Here is a 21,034-nt window from a genome sequence, read left to right as displayed (position 1 = left end):
TTTACAGTTACTATTTATTCACTATATAATTAAAGTAAGAAAAAACGGCTATCTTAATCGACAGCCGTTTTTTTTTATAGAATTTAAATCATGTTTTTATACAAAAACCTTATCAATCTGACTTAAAATCGTTGGATCCTGGATTTCATCATCTTTTGCAAACAATAAAACTTTGGACATTACCTCTGCCGATTTTGGATCATCATCTGCAAATGGAAGGAACAAACGGCCTCTGTGCTGTGAGTGAATTGGCAAAACAGATAAATATTTCCCCGGAAGCTGATGTACGACCGCACTTCCTAAATGAATGCTGTACTCGCCCATTTTTCCTTTTACAATGGCATAATTTTGTTTGATCTCTACATTATTGATTTTGAACAATCGCAATGTTTCTCTTAACAGAACGGCTCTCATTTCGATAGAAGAATGACTCGCTTCAGGATCAACACCGCCAACGTGAGCAACGCTTACCACCAAATCAATGTCTCGCATTACTTCAGAAAAAATCCTCGGATTTAAATCTTCAAAGGCAATGTTTTTATAATCTTTTAACGAATGAAATTCAATAGTTTCTAATGTTGGGCTTTCGACATCTGCGGGCGAAAACCAGTCTGCCATCGCATACATTTTTACCTGATAGCCTTCTTTATGAAAAACTTTCTGTAATCCTTCTTCATAATCTACTTTCCAGCCTCTGGTTTTTAATAAAGCCAAAGTTTGGTTGGGCTGTACCTGATGTCCGGCGTATCTTCTTGAAATTGATTTTTCTTTTAATTCATCCGGAGTTGGAACATATAATTCTCTGAAAACCTGTTTAAAAGGCTGCTGTAATTTGTTATCAAAACAATAGCTTTGGTAATCTGTCCAAACACTGTTTTTATGCAAATCGTAACAATGTGCAATTCTAAAAGTCTGTTTTTCGTTTAGTGAAATTACTTCACCTAAAGCAGTTACCAGATTTCCTTCAATAAAAAAACCAATTTTATCATCGTTGGAGATGAAAACCAATTTTTCAAGATGTTTTGAAATAATTGGATGTTCAAAAAGATTTTGCATTTCGGCATACAAAAATTCATCGCCGCGAATCATACTTTCTTCCAGACCTTTTCTCGAACGCGTCCATTGTTCGCGCATGGTTTTTCTGTAATTCGTTAATTCCAGAATCGCTTTGTCTTTTTTATATTTTGCCGGAATCGCTTTTAATTCTTTATCTTCTTTAAAAGTCACCAAATCAGCTTTTCCTTCTTTATTGATCACCAGACTAATGGTTACATCATCCAGTTTAACTTCGGTTTCTTTTGATAAAATGTTCTGAATCTGTTTTGTTTCCATCGCCCACGTCAAACGAACGGGATCCGGATAACCTGCATTTCTGGCTAAGTTTTCTAACGCCACACGAATGGCTAAAGCTTCGCTCGCCTGTTTCATCGAACCAAATTCTTTGCTTTCTTTTTTAAACTGCTGTAAATATTCATAGCGCGCCAAAATATCTTTTTCAGGACCTGTTTTACTCAAAGGCACTAATCCGTATACGCGCAGATAATCCTGATCGCGTTTGTCTTTTACTTTGGCAGTTACTTCCCTGATTTTCAAATCACCGGTAATCGTGTCGGCATATAATCTGGCACGGCGGTGTCCGTTTCCGTCGGTTACATATTTTGCAGCTTCATACAGCATTTCCCATTTGGCTTTTCCTAATTGTTTGTAAGCCGATACGAACCAGTTTTTATCCACCGCTCCGTCTTTAAAATCCTGCAAATCTATAGATGAAAATTTCGCCATTTCACTTTCCAGTTCCGAATTTACGGCGCTGTAAGTTGCTGTTTTTGTGTGCGCATGAAACCACCATATTCCTTCGTCAAGACCTTTCCAGTTCAAATAATTACTGATAAACTTTTGCCATTGCGGTGCATAAATAGCAGCCTGAATCAATCTTTCTTCAGAGATTTTGGCTTTTTTAATCGCATCGTTAAAAATTTCCTGCGTGTCAGTATCCAGCGAATAACATCTTTTTAATAAATAACTAAACAATTTTTGCTTCGTTAATTCAGTATAACTCCACGAATAAATATAGCCTTTGTACAAACTTGCTTTGCCAAGTGCTGTAAGCATTTCGACCAAACGATTGATGCCGAATATCTTCTGGAAACTTTGCACTAAATGTGTAACCGAAGTATTTGAGTCGCCTCTTTTTACTTCTATATCCAAAAATGTTTCGCGGATTTTATCAATCATAGGAACCAAAAACGGAAATCTTTTGGTTAATTCTTCGCTTCCAAAATGTCTGTAATTTTTGGTTTCGCCCGTTATAACAGAAATCCTGTCACTTTCTAAAATACCTTCATACAATTCTCCTTCGGTAATTAAATTTTGCTCAAAAGCAACGCAATACAAGTGAATTGGTGGTTTGGTCAAAGCAATATTTCTTTCTAATCCGTTTTGCTGTCTCCATCGGTGTAAATTCCAGACTTTGGCATTTTGTTCTTTGGTTAAATCCAGTAAATTGATTTTGTTCAGATAAATATCAAAAAAGCCCTGATTCTGCCAGCCGTTTCCATTATCTGAGTTATAGTAATATTCATCTTTTGAAGGCTTGTATTCAAACTCTAAAACAGATTCCGGAAGAGCTGCATACAAAGTACTGCAGGCGTCAATCAGGAAATCAGCTTTTTCCTGAAACGCATATTTAAGCTGTAAAGCATTTAAAATCTGCAAAATAGCATTATCCCAATCGTAACCTCTTTTGTTTTGGTGCGGCAGTAATTCTTTAAAATAAAATACATACTTTTCCAGAAAGTCACGCCAAATTTTTCGGTCGCAATTGCTTATCAGCGTTATTAAAAACAAATCTCTTTCGGCTAAACCTGAATTTTCAAACCAGCCCGACCAAACTTCATACAAAGGATAATTTGTGGCAGCGATTTCAGGATTTTTGTCGTCTTTAAGGTTTTTTACAGGCCTAAAACTATTGGCCAGTAAAACAGTCGATTTGCTGTTGTCGTAGTTTTCAATTTCGTATTCGTAATTTCTATTTTCCTCATATAATTTATACAATTTAGAAATCTCAGCTTGTATATGAGACATCGATTTTGAAAAACCGTATTGGTGCTCTTTAACCGATTTAGCATACAGCGAATTTTCCTGAACTTGTGGCAGCGCATAAGGCGAAACTTCATTTGGGGTATAAAAACCAAATCCGTTTTCTGCGCTTAGAATATTTTTCTTTTGTGAAGGCTCCAGCTGCTCAATAAATTTGGTTTCTTTTTCGGTAATTTTCGGTCGGGCCGAATAAACCGCAACCCAGTCATTTACCTTATCGGTTAGTTTGGCATTTTTCTGCAATTGAAGCATTAAATCCAAAACCGACATACGCTGTTCTAAATCGCCTTTTTCTAACGTATTTTCTACAAACGAAGTTATTTTTTGATCTTCCTGTTTGAGTAAAATGGCAGTTAGGTTTTTCTTTAAAGTAGCATTTTTACGCTTGTACAAATCCTGAAAAATAGCCAGTTCCTCCTCAGTTAAAATCAAATCATTTAAAGTATTGATTGCAGAAGACACCAAAGATTCTCCCCTGTCTTTTAAGATGCGAAGCGCAAAATTTCGCTGAAAATCTGTTGGTTCTTTTTTCTCTTTTTTACCATCGTTTTTTAGGCTGTAAAAAGAATAACAATAGTATTCGCCCAAAATTTCTCTCGTAAGTTTTTCTCTTAAATTTAGCGCAAAACCTTCAAAATGATTCAGGATAATTTCTAATCTTTCGCTGTTATCCCCAATTAAATTTATCGTTGCCGAATACAATGCATCTCTTTCGAACTTGGCATTTAGCCACGAAAACACCTTTCCTTCAAAGGTTTTTTCTTTTTCGGTTATCGTCTGTGATAGATTGTAGACTTTATGGAAGAAATTAGGATAATCTTCATTTTCAGTATAATATCTCGATTTGGCATTGGCCTCAAGCAAAGCATTTAATCTCGGAAGTGCAAATGCCAAAACCTGTAGATTTTCATCATCGAGCGCTTTAAAATACAACGGCATTTCGATATACGGATCGTTTGTTTCTCCGGCGAATTTCAAGGCCAGGGATTTCTTTTCGATCGAACCTTTTTCTAATAATTCATGTAGGTACGGAACAGTTTTTTCGATATCAAAAACGCCCTGAACCCAAAGCGCCATATAGACTTCGTTATTATTTTTGCTTTGAATACCACTCGCTATCGTTTCCGGATTTGCAAAATAACCCGACGCCAGATTGATGATATTGCGAACTGTAGTTTCTTTTTCTGATTCCCACCCCAGACCGGTCCAGGTATCGATACCGCGCACAACTGATGAAAAACGGGTTAATTTATGCTCAATAATCACGTTTATCATATAGTGCAAAGCGCCAATACTCGTTTCGTCCAAAGCTTCCAGAACGGTCTGGCGTAAACCTTCCTGACGCTGTGCGGCCAGCAATAGTTTTTCTACCAGTTCCCAGCTTACTTTTTTCTCACTGTTTAAAAGTGCTTTGATAATGTTTCGCGATACTTTTCCTCTTGGGTCTTTGTTGAAAATAATATCTTCAAAAAGGGGAAACAGATTTTCTTTGTTCAAATCTATCGCCGCCGACCAGATCATAAACTGATTATTCGAATTTTGAATCTCGGTATCAAAACGAATTTGATCTTCGATACTCAAATCATAATGAAACGTATTACTGTCCTGATAACTGTAAAGCTGCGGACCGTTTAAGAGCGAACGCAGAAAATTGACCTGATTGACAAGTAAATATTTTTTATTATTTGGAGCCCTGAAAGAACGTCTCGTATAACCGCTTTGATACATTTTTTGAGGCAGTCTGTTCCAGGCTTCTTTTACGTAAACCGCATTTTCTTCGCCAAAAAAGTAAACCAAAAGATCGTAGTAATTTTTATCTTCCCACATTTCTCCGTTTACCCATTTTTCGAATACAGTACATTCTTTTGACCCCAGAGAAATATAGGTACTATAATAATTGTCTTTGAGTTTTAAAAGTTCCACACCAAACTCAGCCACTTCTTTTTTAATCTTTGTTTTTAATAATAATTTCGAAACCAGATTGCTGTTCACAATTTCCTCCAGTTCCTTTTTAAATCTCTTAATTGGATTTTCTATTATTTTACTTTTCAGATGTTCTTCTATCATATATCTTAGATTTTAGAGCGTTTTATATTGTAGATTTTAGAATGTAGATTTTAGATTATTCTCTACTTTATAAAATTGATTTTTGATATTAAAATTGAAATTGATATTGACATTGCAATTGAAATTGAATTTTGAAATTGAAATTGACATTAATTTTTAATTCCAAATTTTAATTGACTTACCAGTAACTCCCGGCCAAAAACGTCAGTCTTATAAAAGTGATAGATTTATTTTGAGACAAATCGATTTCTTCGGTTAGAGATTCGAGTTGGTCATCGCCGTAGAAAAGGGCATACAAACCGTCTTGAAAAGCGACGATGGCGTTTTCCTGTGCGACGGCAACATTTACTTTATTGTGATTGTATACGGCTCCAAAACCTACTTTTCCGGTATCGGTTAAAATGGGAAGGTAATTTTCTTTTGGAAGATGAATCGTGTCCTGATCTTCCCACTCAAATGAAGAAGAATCAAAAAGGGCTATCTGATGTTTTACTATTAATTCTAAAAAAGTACGAACCGAAATTCGGGAAGCAGAAGTATCTAAACTGATTATTTTTTCCTGAAGTATGGGATGCTTTTTTCCTAACTGCTTGACGGATATACTTATATTCATTTTTTAGTGGTATTTATTTGATTCTGTAAAATAATAAATTAAAAAATAAGATTATACTGAGATCGCTTATTTAATTGTTAAAAAATTATTTTAAGAACTTTATGATAAAGATAGTTCTTGATTTGTTTTGAAAAAAAGTAACATTCTATTTTAAGTAAGAAAAAGCATATATTTACTCCGCCTAAAAAACAACGGAATAGTATTTTATCAAACAAATCGTGTTTTTTACGGATCACTATTTTTTTGAAAAATTTTAAATACCTTTGAATTATGAGCACAGCAATAAAACCAAAACACATTGGCAGAAATATTAGCCGAATGAGAGAGCTTCGTGGTATGAAACAGGAAGCGCTTGCAGAAGCTATTGGAATAAGTCAACAAACAGTTTCAGGAATTGAAGGAAGCGAGGAAGTTGACACTAAAAGACTTGTAGAAATTGCAAAAGTTCTGGGAGTTACTGTAGAAGCTATTGAAAACTTTTCGGAAGAATCTGTTTTTAATTTCTTTAATAATTTCTATGATAATAGTGCTAATAATGGTTATTTAAATAACACTAATAATCAATGTACTTTCAATCCTCTTGATAAAGTTGTTGAGCTTTATGAACGTTTGGTTTTGGCTGAAAGAGAAAAGGTTGAGTATTTAGAGAAGTTGTTGAAAGGGAAATAATAATTCTTGAGAAGAGAATTTTTTATATATAAAATGCGCAAAGTTATTTGCGCATTTTTTTATTGATACAACTCTTCTCTAATTTTGATTAAAGTTTGAATTACTTTTTCTTCATCTGGTTTTTCAGGTAAAGTTGAAGTTTCGTAATGATTTTCGATTGAAGCAATTAAATTATCTGCCATTTCGAGCAAATCATCGTATTCTTTATTTCCTGCTTTTATATATAATAATTCTTCGCGGTTTGTAACTCGAATATTTAATTTTCCGGTTGACAAAATTTGTTCTGCTGTTTGCAAAAGTCTGATCGTGTGCATCATGTTTTTGCTGTCGTAATTTTTTCCATGCTGCTGATTCGTATTGTACCGATCTTCGTTTCGTTTATCAATCCAACTCCAATATTCTGTGTATTCTTTGCAATATTTAGAATAGCCGTCTTGGTTGCAAGACAAATAACCAATTAACTTTTCGTTTTTAGGAATTGATGAAAGTGAAACTTCATTGGAGCTTTCTTTTTGAATAATTCCTTTATAACCTAAAGTTCTATCCTCATCATAAAACAACGCAAACATTCCTTTTGAATTTGGCAAATTCACCAAACCGCATTGTTCCTGATTCAAATTATTTTCTGCTAAGAAACTGTTTGTAGCAATGGTTTCATAACCTTTTAAAACATAACAAAAATCCAAAAGGCTTTTCTTTTCCTTTGGCATTGGGTTTACAATTTTTTTGTTTAAACCTCTTGCCTTTTTGATTTGCGTTACGGCATAACCGGCAAAAGAATCTTTGCAGAGTTTAGATAGAAAATCTTCCAGTTTCAAATACTCCATTAACGGATGTTTGTACAAAATACAATCTTCCGGCGAAGCCAAAACCTCCAGAATATTAGGATTATTTTTAAGCAACAATTCTATAAAACGACCAATTTCGTAATAAACCTCATCATTGGATTCATTACTTATTTGCGGAATATAATCCAATCCAAAGAACTTTTCTTTTGGCAGATAATAAACGCCTTTTATATCAGTATCCGAAGTTGGCGTATTTAACCCAAAAGATTTACTTCCCGAAATAACTTCGAAAAGAATTAGGTTTTGGGATTTAAGGTTTTGGATGGTCATTGTTTTTGTATGATGAAATTATAAATTTCAATGGTTAGAGTTTCAATTTCTTTATTTTTAGATAAAACTTCCCATGAAAATTTTTTATTAAAAACTAACTCACTTAATTCTCTTTTATTAATTATGGTTCCAAAAGAGCCATCTGACTTAACTTCATAAGCAGATTGATTAAGTATAAAACTTGATGAAATCTTATTCATTTTATTTCTTATTTCTTCAAGAAATTCACCGATATACTTTTTCGAAAATTTTGAATAATCAATTTCGGATAATGCTTCTTCTATTTTAGATAAAATTTCAATTTCATGTGATTTTACTAATGTTTTATTACAAAAATCTATTAGAATTTCTTTCCAAATATCATTAGTTAAAAGGTTCTCAATCTCTCTTATGTTCCATATAATTCTGGGAATAAAATTCTCTGTTTTTACATCTTCGAGTTCCTTTAATCTTATACCTTTTTTACTACTTTGTTTAGACGCATCAGAATCTGCTAAAAGAAATATTCTATTACTAATTGCTAAGGCTTTGATATCTTTTAAAACTATTTCTATGTCTTCTTTTTCTACTTTCTCATCAAAAATATAATGGTCAATATTTGATCCTGCATATTCAAAAAATGCAAAATCTATATCTTCTTTCGGATAAGATTTTTCAATTGAATCACAATATGATTTTAAAAATGCTTTTATATAATTACGATCAGATATTCCTTCTACCCAAATGCTACAATTTGCCATGAAAACTGAAGAATTATTTACACCTAATTCTTTTAGCAATGAATTATCTCCTCCATTTACATTTTTTATAGTAAATTGTTGATCGTTTAATTCATTGTTTCTAAGAGAAAATGAATAAATAGAAACATTATCTTTTTCAATTGTCAAATCCAAAAAATGATTTGAATGAGTGGTAATTATGTATGATAAATTTTTCTTTTTTAAATCTTCATTATTAGTTATCTGTTCTAGAAATAATCGTTGCATTCCTGGATGAAGATTCAATTCTGGCTCATCGATAAACATAAATGAATTATCTTCCGCCATAAAAATCTTATACATTAAAATTATTAATGCCTGAATTCCATCTCCCAATTCATATAATGATCGTGTTTCTTTTTCTCCTTCTATATGAACACTAATTATTTCTAAATTATTATTCCCTTTAAGACTTTCATCTTTGTCAAACTCAGCAACAATATCAATCTTTTTTCCATTAAAAAAGTTTAAACGAATGAAGTCTTCAAATTGATCAAACTTATTCCTTATTTCTCTTCTAGAATTTCTTGTATTTAAAATTTCTTTATATAGATGAATCCCTGTAAAAACCTCAAGATTTTTTCCTTTTAAATCGTAGTAGTAATCAAGAGTATCTAAATAAATATCTTCCTCAATTTTAGCGTGTTTATCAATTTTAAAATTAAATAACGAATGAGCAGTTCTTAAAGTTGGAATAAAACATCGTTTTACATTATAAACTTTTAAAAATGATTCATCAATCTCTCTAAAAGAACTTAAATATAAATTTGTTATTCCTAAGAAATGAATATTCTCAAGTTTTTTTTTATTTTGATTTATAATTAATAAAAAATCCTTAAGCGCATCTTCTTCGAGCATATCTAATACATTTTTCTTCAGTATTTCTGCTTTATCTCGATCCGGAGTTCCTCCACTAGCATAAATTGTAGTACGAGCTCTGTGTTCTAATGAATTAATTAAAGTATCAATTGTTTTGTTTACTTCAATAATGGTGTTATTGTATTTATTTTCATGAATTCTAAGAGCATTTAAATCATTTACTGCATTAAATTTTCCATAACTCATTAAACTTCTAATGAATCTACTTTTACCACTATTATTAGCTCCCACAATAATATTTATGTCACTGAAATTTGGAAGAAAAGTCAATGGCTCCATTTCTTCATTTAAAAAATAATCATTGAATTTATCACTTAGTGGAAAAATTAAATCGTAACCTTTTCTCATAGCATAATTATTTTATCATATTCCTAAAAAACAAATCCAACTTCTCATTCAATTTCTTCCCATTCCCCAATTTACTCGCATTTTCCTGATTAAATTGTATTGTTTCCAATAAAAAATCAGTTATTAAAGTTTCTTTTGGGTGTAAATACTTTTCGTCTTGGTTGGCTTTTATTGCTTGTAATTCTACTAATTTTTTTTGTAGGTTTTGTGGTGCAATTGGCAATAAATCGGCAAAAGCAACAGGCGGAAAAGTATTATTTTCTATAATCCATTTTCCGGCTAATGCGGTGCGTAAGGCGTAGAAATAACTTTTTAGTTTTACTTCTTCCATTTCGCAGACATCCATAAAATTCTTTGTCGTTCCTAAATAGTGATGTAAAACAGCTATTGGCGAGAAACATTCTACGGCTAAGTCCTGCATTTGTTTTGCAAAATCATCATTTTTGAAATATACTATTGGCGAAAACAACCACTCGATCAAAGGTGCGTTAGATTTTGCTAATAACTTTACGGATTTCCGTAAGTCCCAACCGGAACCGTCAAGATCGTCTTCGGTCATGAATTCTATTACGTCTGGTTTTTCCCAAAGGGATAAATAATATTCTGGTTTGTGTTTGTATATAAAACGAATATCGTAATCGCTGTCCGGAGAAGCAAATCCCCAGGCACGGCTTCCTGATTCTACAGCAAAAAGTATTTCTACATTTTTACCGTTCTCTATTTCTTTTAATTTTTCTAGTATTTTTTCTTTCATGATTGTTTTCAAATGTAAATAAACAAAAAGCCTTTTAAACCCAGTAAAAACACCTGATTTAAAAGCCTACTTTTTTTTGCCGCTAAGGCGCTAAGACACAAAGTTTTTTTAGTTTGTGCCTTTGTGTTTTCGTGGCAAAAACGCTAAATCCCAAAAAAGCTCTTGGCATTCCTAGTAGTTTCCTCCGCAACCACAATCCCCGAAACTCCTTTAAACTGAGCAACAGTTGCAGCCACAAAAGGCAGAAAAGCAGGTTCGCAACGGCGTTCGTGGTATTTTTTCAGGAGATTGTTTGGGGTGTTTTTTGGGAGCATGAATGGCGCATCGGTTTCGATCATCATTCGGTCAAGCGGCACGTACTGAATCACTTCTTTTAAATGATCAAAACGTTTGCTGTCGGATATTGCTCCGGTAAAACCGAGATAAAATCCGTTATCGAGATAGGTTTTGGCTTCCTGCAAAGTTCCGGTAAAACAATGCACAACGGCTTTTGGCAATTGTGGCAAATAGTCTTTTGTAATGTCCATAAACTTTGTAAAAGCAGCTCTTTCGTGCAAAAACAGAGGTTTCTGTACTTCGATCGCCAATTCTAATTGGGCTTTGTAACACGTTTCCTGAATATTTCTGGGCGAAAAATCACGATCAAAATCGAGTCCGCACTCACCTACCGAAACTACGTGTTTCTGTTTTAGTAAATTGCGTAGTTTCGAAATACTCTGCGCATCAAAACCCTTCGCATCATGCGGATGAATTCCGGCTGTAGCATATAATATTCCGGGATATTCTTTTGCTATTCGGGCAGATTCTTCACTGTTTCTTACGCTTGTTCCGGTTAGTATCATTTGCGATACGTCGGCATCTAAAGCGTTTTGTACGACATCGTCTATGTCGTTTTGGAATTGTTTATTGGTTAAATTAATTCCTATGTCTATGTATGTATTCATATTTTTTTTAAAGTTGCTAAGGTTCTAAGATTCTGAGATGCTAAGTTTTTTCCTCTTTGGAACCTTTTATTATTATTTGTTTTTTGTTTTTGCCACGAAGGCGCTAAGGCGCAAAGTTTTTTACACAAAGTTTGTCATTTCGACGGAGGAGAAATCGCACTAGTAATTCCGTCCACTTTGTCGAGTCTCGAGTGTGATTTCTCCTCCGTCGAAATGACATAAAATGAGGATGCTCTGAGACTCCGGATGACTATCAAGAGCAGAGTCGCAAAGTTTTTTTCTTTGAACCTTTGTTCCTCTGCCTCTCTGAACCTTCAAAAAACCTAATCTTCTCTACTCCCGTCATCCGCCATTCTCACTAATTTTGGGGTGAACTTCGCTACGACATCAACCAAATCTTGTTGGGCTTCCATAACCTGATTAATGTCTTTGTAGGCCATTGGTGCTTCGTCAAGTCCTGCACCAATAAGCGTAACGCCGTGATCTTTAAGGATGGATTGCATTTCGGTTTTAGTAATGCTTTTTATGGCTTTAGTTCGGCTCATTTGTCTTCCTGCCCCGTGCGAAGCCGAATTAATGGCGTTCTCCTCGCCTTTTCCTCTCACCAAAAATCCCGGCGCGGTCATACTTCCCGGAATGATTCCCATCACGCCTTTTCCGGCTGGAGTTGCGCCTTTTCTATGCACGATCACTTCTTCGCCGTTCCAGATTTCTTTCCAGGCAAAATTATGGTGGTTTTCGACTTTGGCTAAAATTGTAGCACCCAAAGCTTTTTCCATTTTGTTATGGATAATTTCATGACAAGCCGAAGCGTAATCTCCCGCCAAATTCATCGCCATCCAATATTCCTGACCCAATTGTGAGTTCATATCCAAATAAGCTAAATTTTTAGCAACTTCCGGAAGTTTACAAACATCTTTTGCCATTTTGGTATAATGTCCGGCAATTGTGGCACCCATTCCGCGTGAACCGGAATGTGTTAACAAAGCGACATATTTCCCTTTCGGGATATTCAAAACCGCATCATCTTTGGCAAATTCCATGATTCCGAATTCTACAAAGTGATTTCCTCCACCCGAAGATCCCAATTGTGACCAGGCTTTATCTTTTAAATTCTTCACAAACGGCGTCATGTTAAAAGCATCGTTTTCTAAAACCGCGTGATCTGATTTGTATTGTCCGTGAAAACCATGTCCGGCTCCAAAAATTGAATGGGCAATTAATTCTCTTTTGAATTTGGCTTCGTTTTCAAAGTAAAAATCCTCCGCAATATCATAAACCGACAACGCCATTCGACACCCAATATCAACTCCAACACCATACGGAATAATGGCGTTTTTGGTGGCTAAAACACCGCCAATTGGCAATCCGTAACCTTGATGCGCATCTGGCATTAAAGATCCGGCAACGGTAACAGGAAGTTTCATGGCAACTTCCATTTGTTTTCTGGCTCCGTCTTCAATATATTCTAATCCGTACGCTGAATACGCATTTGGATTTTGGTTTAAAGCAATGAAATCTTCCGGTTTTTCGTTTGCTTTTTCGATCAAAGCGATTGCGAGTTTGCTAAAAATAGCGTCGTCTATATAATTTTCAGGTGTTCCCAAAACTTTTTTGAAATTGGCAATCATTTCATCACGTTTCAACCCGTGTCTTTTGCTGTTTATTTTTAATGCAATCCCGATTGTTTTTCCTTCCGGGAATCCTAATGCAATTATATCTGTACCGTTTATTTGTGTATTCATGGTTTTTGTTTTTAAGAGGCAGAGGTTCATAGGTTTTTTACGGCTATTTAGTTATTAAAAACCGACCATTATTTTGTTGCTGTTGTAATAAAATCTTATGAATTCTTCTAATTTCATCTATAATTGGTTCCATTTCATATTCTATATTAAACATCTTAAAAATATCCTTATCATAAAAATATGCTCTAAAAAATATTCTATTATCGTCTACAAGAATGAATGGTCCCACATATTTTCGCATTACTTTCCATGTAGAAAATTCTTTTAAAAAATCATCTAATTTCTCATCAAAATGTTCGATATGATTTCGCATGTTCTCGGTTTTTTAAAACACTTGAATCATTAATATGATAAACTTCACGAAGCTTTTCTGCTCTAATTTTATAATGTCCGTGATTCTTTGAAGGCCAAAAAAATCGAGAAATTCCTCCTGCATCAAGAATAATATTCTCAAATAAATCTAGAATCATATTGTCATTTTTACAATGATAGTTTCTCTTCATCCAAAAATTATTCAATGATTTAGCATCATTTAAAATTGAATGCGTTTTTTTTAATAAAGATTCAATGTAGAAAGCTTCATCAAAAGGATGGATTTCAAATTCTGAATTTCTCATATTTATCAATTTATTTTTTCAAAGATTCAAATACTACTGCGCAGTTATTTTGCGTAGATATATTTATTCAAAGCTCAATGAAAATTTTTTAATCAAATTTTGAATTTAGAAGTTCTTCTATCTTTTTTTGAGTTTGAATAGATGCTTCTTGTTCATCTAAACTGCCACGAGTTTCGAAAAGAATATCATAATTATCAATACCAAGTTTTATAAATGGTTTTCCAACTTGTAGTCGAAATTTGGCATGTTTAGAAATCTTATCTAACATTTCTATAGTAATAATTTTAGATGGTTTATAAAATTCTCCATATTTATAAGAAGTATAGAGACTATAATTTTTATAATCATTAGAAACAGCAACATCAACTCTATCAAATATAAATTCTTCAATCAATTTTTTCGAATAGGAACTTTTCTCAATTTGTAAAGCAAACATAAAATCGATATCTTGAGAAGTTTTAGTTTTGACGGTATGACTTCTAAAATCTTTAAAAAAGTTTTTTGTCTCTTCAATATCTTCTATATTACCATTTAAGACAAATTGAAATGTTAAAAATGCTTTTCCTATTTCTTCAATAGAAAGTTGAAAAAGTGTATAAGCTCGAGCATTCTTATTATGTTTTGCGAGAATCTCAGCTTCTTCAATTAATTCTTCAGCATTATTAAAAGCTTTTTCAATAGCTTGAAAATATTTATCCTTATTAAGTGTCATAGGTTTTGATTTAATCATGAGTTTAAAAAAACTACAAATGCGATTATAAGATTCGTCGTTTAAATTTAATTATTAATAATTGCATCACAACTTCGTGGTTAATACTAATATACTTTTTCAATAGTTTATTTTTTAGAAGTACAATTTGTTTTTATTTCCTGAGCAAAGATTCCAAAACCACTACGCAGTTATTTTGCGCAGTAAAAAAAGAATTCTATATTTGAGTAAATTATGATTATCAATTATCATTTAAGTCCCTTTAGGGACGGCATATTTATAGTTTTTTAAACGCATTGCAAAAAAGCCCCATCGGGTGACATATTTTATTGATAAAGATAAAAACCGAAATATCGCTCTGATGGAGCTAAACTACTATAACGTATAAATGTCCATAAATATTAAACTCCTCAGGAGCTTTTTCAAATTAAAAAAAAACATGCATTTAAAAGAAAAATTCACCGAATTACTTGCCAATATTGGCTTTGACGAAAAAGCAATTGAAAAAAATTGGTTTGATTTAGAAAAGGCATATTCCAAAAAATCAAGACATTATCATAATCTTACCCATATAAAGGATATGATTGAATGTTTTGAAATGTTTTTTGACAAACTTCAATTCCCAAATGAGGTTTTGTATTCGATATTTTATCACGACTACATATATGTAAGCAGCAAAAAAGATAATGAACTCAAAAGTGCTGAATATGCAGTTAAAATTCTTCCGAAAGAAACAAATCTGAATTCGAAGTTGGTTTTTGATATGATTTGTGCTACGCAATTGCATCAACACAATGAAATTGAAGACATTAACTGGCTTATTGATTTTGATTTAAAAATTCTCGCACGTGATTGGAACGAGTATCAAATTTATTTTGAACAAATTAGGAAAGAATACCGCATTTATCCTGATTTTCTCTATAAACCCGGACGCGCAAAAGCCCTGAAACATTTTCTGGAGCATGAATTTATTTTTCAAACGAATGAATTTAGAAAATTATATGAAGAGAAAGCGAGGATTAATATTGAGAAAGAAATAAGAATTTTAGAAACCAAATAATAATCTCGCAAAGTCGCTAAGACGCAAAGTTTTGTTTCACACAGATTTAAGCAAATTTGAATTAAAATATAATCTGCTTTATCTGCTTAAATCTTAAAAAATCTGCGTGAAAAACTCTAAAGTTTTGTGAGAAAAACTAAGAAACATGTCTCAAAACAAGAACGCCTTAATTAGGTACAAAACAATAGACAAATGTCTACAGAATAAATACCGGCAATGGACTTTGGAAGATTTGATCGAATGTTGTTCTGAAGCTTTGTTTGAATATGAAGGCCGCGAAAACCCAATTAGCAAACGAACGATTCAGATGGATATTCAGTTGATGCGAAGTGAAAAACTGGGTTATAATGCGCCAATAGTTGTGTATGATAAAAAGTATTATAAATATGAAGATGACGAATTTTCGATAACGGATATTCCGCTGACGGAAACGGATATGAATGTTTTGACAGAAACGGTTTCGATGTTGAAACAGTTTAAGGATTTTTCTTTATTTAGCGATGTATCGGATATTTTGCAGCGTTTGGAGGATAAAATCTATTCGGAGAAATCGCATACAAAACCGGTTATTTATCTGGATAAAAACGAAAATCTAAAAGGTTTGCATTATTTAGATGAAATTTATCAGGCGATTATCAAAAAGGTAGTACTTGTAATTACTTATAAATCGTTTAAATCGAGAGAAGAAACTAAATTTCATTTTCATCCTTTTATTTTGAAGGAGTTTAATAACCGATGGTTTTTGGTTGGAAAGAAAAAAGATTCGCAGCCAATTACAAATTTGGCCCTTGACCGAATTATGGCGATCGATTATGACTTTAACCTTCCTTATATAGACGAGGATTTTGATGCCGATTCTTTTTATAAAAATGTAATTGGCGTGACGGTAAATCTGGGTTTAAATCCCAGAAGAATTGAGTTGTGGATTGATGCCGTAAATGCTCCTTATGTACTTACAAAACCTTTGCATCCGTCGCAGCGGCTCATTAAGGAAAATGACGATAAGAGTATTATTGTGCATTTATTTATTTCGCCCAATTATGAAATGGAACGTATTTTATTGGGTTTTGGTGACGGAATTGAAATTATCAGACCGGAAAATTTGCGTAACAGAATGAAAAAAATACTTCAAAAAGCAATTTCCAGATATGAACCTGAGGATATTACTGAATTAAAATCATAATTTTTTATAAAATGTAGAATAAAAAGCCGCTTTAAAACTATAAATGAATTTTTACAGCATTAAATTTGTTAAAATCACAAAAAAGAATAGTATATTTCAATTAAAATTTAACCATAAACCACTCTAAATCAGAGATATTTTTTTATTAACCAAAAAAATATTCAAGAATTATATGCATGCATAGTATTTTTTGATTATATTTGAAATCGATATAGTTACATATGAAAGACAAAACAATAGATTATATTTTGAGAGCTACATGGCAAGCCGTATCAAGAATGTATAACGAGGAAGCTGCGAAGTACGATGCCACTATGGCGACGGGATTTGCACTTTTGAGTATTGATAAGGAGGAAGGAACTCCATCGACAGCTCTTGGACCAAGAATGGGAATGGAAGCTACAAGCCTTACCAGAACACTAAAATCTATGGAAGACAAGGGTTTGATTGTTCGCAAAAAAAACCCAACTGATGGTCGCGGCGTTTTAATTTACCTGACCGAATTTGGAAAAGAAAAAAGAGATTTATCAAAAAATACGGTTCTGAAATTTAATGAAACGGTTCGAAAACATGTTTCTGACGAAAAGATGAAACATTTTATCGAAGTTTCTGAAATTATAAATGAATTGATTCAGGACAAAAACATATTTAATCAAACAGAAAAAACAGGAAACGAATAATCTTAATTAAGATAATCAATTTCTAAAAACAAAAAAACAAATATTAACAAATATGAAACGCACAATTAAAAAAGTTGCTGTAATTGGATCCGGAATTATGGGTTCAGGAATAGCTTGTCATTTTGCCAATATTGGTGTTGAAGTTTTATTACTTGACATCGTTCCTCGCGAGTTGACAGAAGCTGAAGCTAAAAAAGGATTAACGCTTGAAAGTAAAGCTGTTCGCAACCGAGTGGTAAACGAGCACTTAGCGAATTCATTAAAATCGAAACCGTCTCCTATTTACAGTCAGAAATTTGCTAGCCGAATTACGACTGGAAATACGACTGATGATATGGCTAAAATTGCCAATGTTGACTGGATTATTGAAGTTGTGGTTGAACGTTTGGATATCAAAAAACTGGTATTCGAGCAAATCGAGAAATTCCGTAAACCGGGAACTTTGGTTACTTCAAACACTTCTGGTATTCCAATTCATTTTATGAGCGAAGGTAGAAGCGAAGATTTTCAACAACACTTCTGCGGAACTCACTTTTTTAACCCTGCGCGTTACTTAAAATTATTTGAAATTATTCCTGGTCCGAAAACCTCAACTGAAGTATTGGATTTCTTAAACGAATATGGTTCTAAATTTTTAGGAAAAACTTCGGTTGTTGCTAAAGATACTCCGGCGTTTATTGGAAACAGAATTGGTATTTACGGTATTCAGAGTTTATTCCACTTGGTAAAAGAAATGGGATTAACGATTGAAGAAGTAGATAAATTGACTGGTCCGGTAATTGGTCGTCCAAAATCGGCTACTTTCCGTACGGTTGACGTTGTTGGTTTGGATACTTTGGTACACGTTGCCAACGGTATTTATGAAAACTGCCCAACTGACGAACAACACGAATTGTTTAAACTTCCGGAATTTGTTACAAAAATGATGGAAAACAATTGGCTAGGAAGCAAAACTGGTCAGGGTTTTTATAAAAAAGTAGATAAAGACATTTTGTCTTTAGACTTAGATACATTAGAATACCGCGCTGCTAAAAAAGCAAATTTTGCTACGCTTGAACTTACCAAAACTATCGATAAACCAATCAATCGTTTTAAAGTTTTGGTGAAAGGAAAAGACAAAGCGGGTGAATTTTACCGTAAGAGTTTCGCCGGAATGTTTGCTTATGTGTCAAACAGAATTCCTGAAATCTCAGACGAATTATACAAAATTGATGATGCGATGAAAGCCGGTTTTGGATGGGAAAATGGTCCATTCGAAATTTGGGACGCGATTGGTGTTGCCAACGGAATCGAAATCATGAAAGCAGAAGGTCTTGAACCAGCTGCATGGGTTACAGAAATGTTAGCTTCCGGAAGCGAAAGTTTCTACTCTGTAAAAGAAGGAGCAACTTATTTCTATAACATTCCAACAAAATCTCAAGTAAAAGTTCCTGGACAAGATTCATTCATTATCCTGAACAACATTCGCGAAAGCAAAAAAGTTTGGAGTAATAGTGGAGCAATTATACAAGATTTAGGAGACGGAATTTTGAACTTAGAATTCCAATCTAAAATGAATACTATTGGTGGCGATGTACTTGCTGCTATCAATAAAGCAATCGACTTATCTGAAAAAGAATATCAAGGTTTAGTTATTGGTAACCAGGCAGCGAATTTCTCTGTTGGAGCTAATATCGGAATGATTTTCATGATGGCAGTTGAGCAGGAATATGATGAGTTGAATATGGCGATCAAAATGTTTCAGGACACGATGATGCGCGTTCGTTATTCTTCTATTCCGGTTGTGGTTGCGCCTCACGGAATGACTTTTGGCGGTGGATGCGAAATGAGCTTACACGCTGATAAAGTGGTTGCTGCCGCAGAAACTTATATGGGATTGGTTGAATTTGGTGTTGGTGTACTTCCTGGTGGTGGTGGATCTAAAGAAATGGCTTTGAGAGCTTCAGATTTATTCCGCAAAAACGATGTGGAATTGAACGTTCTTCAAGAATATTTCCTAACAATAGCTATGGCAAAAGTTTCGACTTCTGGTTACGAAGCTTTCGACACCGGACTTCTTCAACATGGAAAAGATGTTATCGTAGTAAACAAAGATCGTCAGATTGCTGAAGCTAAGAAACATGCTTTGTTAATGGCAGAAGCGGGTTATACGCAGCCTATCAGAAGAACTGATGTTAAGGTTTTAGGTAAACAAGCACTTGGAATGTTCTTAGTGGGAACGGATCAAATGGAAGCTGGAAAGTATATTTCTGAGCACGATAAAAAAATCGCTAATAAACTGGCTTACGTAATGGCTGGTGGTGATTTATCTGAAGCGACTTTAGTATCTGAACAATATTTATTAGATATCGAACGTGAAGCTTTCTTGAGTTTATGTACAGAAAGAAAGACTTTGGAGAGAATTCAATATATGTTAACTAAAGGAAAACCACTTCGTAATTAGAAAATAGAGCAAAGATGCAAGAAGCAAGACTTCAAAACTAGTTTTGTCTTTTGTCTTGCCTCTTGCCTCTTTCTTCTAATAAATCTTAAAAAACAAAACAAATGAAAACAGCATATATAGTAAAAGCTTACCGTACTGCGGTAGGAAAAGCACCAAAAGGGGTTTTTAGATTTAAAAGACCTGACGAATTAGCAGCAGAAACGATTCAGTTTATGATGGATGAACTGCCTGATTTCGACAAAAAACTTATTGATGACGTTATGGTAGGAAATGCCATGCCGGAAGCAGAACAGGGACTAAACGTTGGACGTTTGATCTCTCTTATGGGATTAAAAGTTGAAGATGTTCCTGGAGTTACGGTTAACCGTTATTGCGCATCCGGATTAGAAACTATCGGAATGGCAACTGCAAAAATCCAATCTGGAATGGCAGATTGTATTATCGCTGGTGGAGCCGAAAGTATGAGTTTTATTCCGATGGGAGGTTACAAACCAACTCCGGATTATAAAGTTGCTGCTGCTGGTCACGAAGATTACTACTGGGGAATGGGTTTGACTGCTGAAGCGGTGGCGAACCAATATAAAATCTCGAGAGAAGATCAGGATGAGTTTGCTTACAACTCTCACATGAAAGCTTTGAAAGCTCAGGCTGAAGGTAAATTCGACAAACAAATCGTTCCGATTACTGTTGATCAGACTTTCATCAATGAAAATGGAAAAAAAGAAACTAAATCATACGTTGTAAAACAAGACGAAGGTCCACGTGCCGGAACTTCTGTTGCTGCCCTAGCAGGTTTAAGACCGGTTTTTGCTGCTGACGGAAGTGTAACTGCCGGAAACTCTTCGCAAATGAGTGACGGAGCTGCTTTTGTTTTGATTATGAGTGAAGACATGGTGAAAGAATTAAATCTTGAGCCAATTGCACGTTTGGTAAACTTTGCTTCTTCGGGAGTTGAGCCAAGAATTATGGGTATTGGTCCTGTAAAAGCAATTCCGAAAGCATTGAAACAAGCTGGTTTAGAATTGAAAGATATTGACTTGGTGGAATTAAACGAGGCTTTTGCTTCTCAGTCTTTGGCTGTAATTCGCGAACTAGGTTTAAATCCTGATATCGTAAACGTAAACGGTGGAGCAATCGCTTTAGGGCACCCTCTGGGATGTACTGGTGCTAAACTTTCTGTTCAGTTATTTGACGAGATGAAACGCAGAGGCAATAAATACGGAATTGTTTCTATGTGTGTGGGAACTGGACAAGGAAGTGCGGGGATTTACGAGGTCTTGTAAAGAGAGGAAAGAGCAAAGAAGCAAGAGGAAAGATGTTTTTTTTTGAAAGAATGAGAGAAGAGTAA

The 21,034-nt window shown here is 34.0% G+C and carries 16 protein-coding genes; 6 read left to right on the top strand and 10 right to left on the bottom strand.

Going from position 1 to position 21,034, the window contains the following annotated elements:
- Positions 1–96: 96 nt before the first annotated feature.
- Together ACZ0AH_RS07250 and ACZ0AH_RS07245 are read right to left on the bottom strand one after the other, a co-directional pair.
- Entirely contained in the window at positions 97–5,166 is a 5,070-nt protein-coding gene (locus ACZ0AH_RS07250; RefSeq protein ID WP_463475146.1) for a DUF5724 domain-containing protein, read from the bottom strand.
- Positions 5,167–5,344: 178 nt separating this feature from the next.
- Positions 5,345–5,779, bottom strand: a complete 435-nt coding sequence (locus ACZ0AH_RS07245) for a hypothetical protein (RefSeq protein WP_463475145.1) — start codon at positions 5,777–5,779, stop codon at positions 5,345–5,347.
- 270 nt (positions 5,780–6,049) lie between these two features.
- Here ACZ0AH_RS07245 and ACZ0AH_RS07240 point away from each other — a divergent pair, with 270 nt between their 5' ends.
- Complete coding sequence (locus tag ACZ0AH_RS07240) at positions 6,050–6,448, top strand: helix-turn-helix domain-containing protein (RefSeq protein WP_463475144.1); 399 nt, start codon at positions 6,050–6,052, stop codon at positions 6,446–6,448.
- A gap of 59 nt (positions 6,449–6,507) precedes the next feature.
- On the opposite strand, the gene ACZ0AH_RS07235 is transcribed toward ACZ0AH_RS07240, so the two are convergent.
- The 8 genes from ACZ0AH_RS07235 to ACZ0AH_RS07200 all read right to left on the bottom strand — a co-directional run bounded on the left by ACZ0AH_RS07235 (position 6,508) and on the right by ACZ0AH_RS07200 (position 14,341).
- Complete coding sequence (locus ACZ0AH_RS07235) at positions 6,508–7,566, bottom strand: nucleotidyltransferase domain-containing protein (protein ID WP_463475143.1); 1,059 nt, start codon at positions 7,564–7,566, stop codon at positions 6,508–6,510.
- The gene (locus tag ACZ0AH_RS07230; RefSeq protein WP_463475142.1) at positions 7,563–9,551 is read right to left on the bottom strand and encodes an AAA family ATPase; all 1,989 of its coding nucleotides are present in this window, start codon (positions 9,549–9,551) and stop codon (positions 7,563–7,565) included. Before ACZ0AH_RS07230 ends, ACZ0AH_RS07235 begins: the two co-directional genes overlap by 4 nt.
- Positions 9,552–9,558: 7 nt before the next feature.
- Positions 9,559–10,305 (bottom strand): nucleotidyltransferase domain-containing protein, encoded by a 747-nt coding sequence (locus ACZ0AH_RS07225; RefSeq protein ID WP_463475141.1) that lies wholly within the window; start codon positions 10,303–10,305, stop codon positions 9,559–9,561.
- 143 nt (positions 10,306–10,448) lie between these two features.
- Complete coding sequence (locus tag ACZ0AH_RS07220) at positions 10,449–11,249, bottom strand: TatD family hydrolase (protein WP_463475140.1); 801 nt, start codon at positions 11,247–11,249, stop codon at positions 10,449–10,451.
- 323 nt (positions 11,250–11,572) lie between these two features.
- Positions 11,573–12,994 (bottom strand): RtcB family protein, encoded by a 1,422-nt coding sequence (locus tag ACZ0AH_RS07215; RefSeq protein ID WP_463475139.1) that lies wholly within the window; start codon positions 12,992–12,994, stop codon positions 11,573–11,575.
- 43 nt (positions 12,995–13,037) lie between these two features.
- The gene (locus tag ACZ0AH_RS07210; protein WP_463475138.1) at positions 13,038–13,307 is read right to left on the bottom strand and encodes a hypothetical protein; all 270 of its coding nucleotides are present in this window, start codon (positions 13,305–13,307) and stop codon (positions 13,038–13,040) included.
- Positions 13,282–13,611, bottom strand: coding sequence for a hypothetical protein (locus ACZ0AH_RS07205; protein ID WP_463475137.1), 330 nt, complete (start codon positions 13,609–13,611; stop codon positions 13,282–13,284). Before ACZ0AH_RS07205 ends, ACZ0AH_RS07210 begins: the two co-directional genes overlap by 26 nt.
- Positions 13,612–13,699: 88 nt before the next feature.
- Positions 13,700–14,341, bottom strand: a complete 642-nt coding sequence (locus ACZ0AH_RS07200; RefSeq protein WP_463475136.1) for an AbiV family abortive infection protein — start codon at positions 14,339–14,341, stop codon at positions 13,700–13,702.
- A 418-nt stretch (positions 14,342–14,759) separates the two neighbouring features.
- On the opposite strand from ACZ0AH_RS07200, the gene ACZ0AH_RS07195 reads away from it, so the two are divergent.
- The 5 genes from ACZ0AH_RS07195 (at position 14,760) to ACZ0AH_RS07175 (ending at position 20,969) form a co-directional block, all read left to right on the top strand.
- Positions 14,760–15,380: an HD domain-containing protein gene (locus tag ACZ0AH_RS07195; RefSeq protein ID WP_463475135.1), complete on the top strand. Its 621-nt coding sequence runs from the start codon at positions 14,760–14,762 to the stop codon at positions 15,378–15,380.
- Between the two features lie 145 nt (positions 15,381–15,525).
- The gene (locus tag ACZ0AH_RS07190; RefSeq protein WP_463475134.1) at positions 15,526–16,563 is read left to right on the top strand and encodes a helix-turn-helix transcriptional regulator; all 1,038 of its coding nucleotides are present in this window, start codon (positions 15,526–15,528) and stop codon (positions 16,561–16,563) included.
- 221 nt (positions 16,564–16,784) lie between these two features.
- A complete protein-coding gene (locus ACZ0AH_RS07185; protein WP_463475133.1) occupies positions 16,785–17,243 on the top strand; it encodes a MarR family winged helix-turn-helix transcriptional regulator in 459 nt (152 codons plus the stop codon).
- Between the two features lie 52 nt (positions 17,244–17,295).
- Complete coding sequence (locus tag ACZ0AH_RS07180) at positions 17,296–19,686, top strand: 3-hydroxyacyl-CoA dehydrogenase/enoyl-CoA hydratase family protein (protein WP_463475132.1); 2,391 nt, start codon at positions 17,296–17,298, stop codon at positions 19,684–19,686.
- Between the two features lie 101 nt (positions 19,687–19,787).
- On the top strand, positions 19,788–20,969 hold the full coding sequence (locus ACZ0AH_RS07175; RefSeq protein ID WP_463475131.1) for an acetyl-CoA C-acyltransferase: 1,182 nt from the start codon (positions 19,788–19,790) through the stop codon (positions 20,967–20,969).
- Positions 20,970–21,034: the final 65 nt, after the last annotated feature.

This window comes from Flavobacterium sp. AC105, assembly GCF_979258495.1.
Note: the sequence above shows the minus strand (reverse complement) of the source record. Positions and strands in the feature narration are given on the sequence as shown.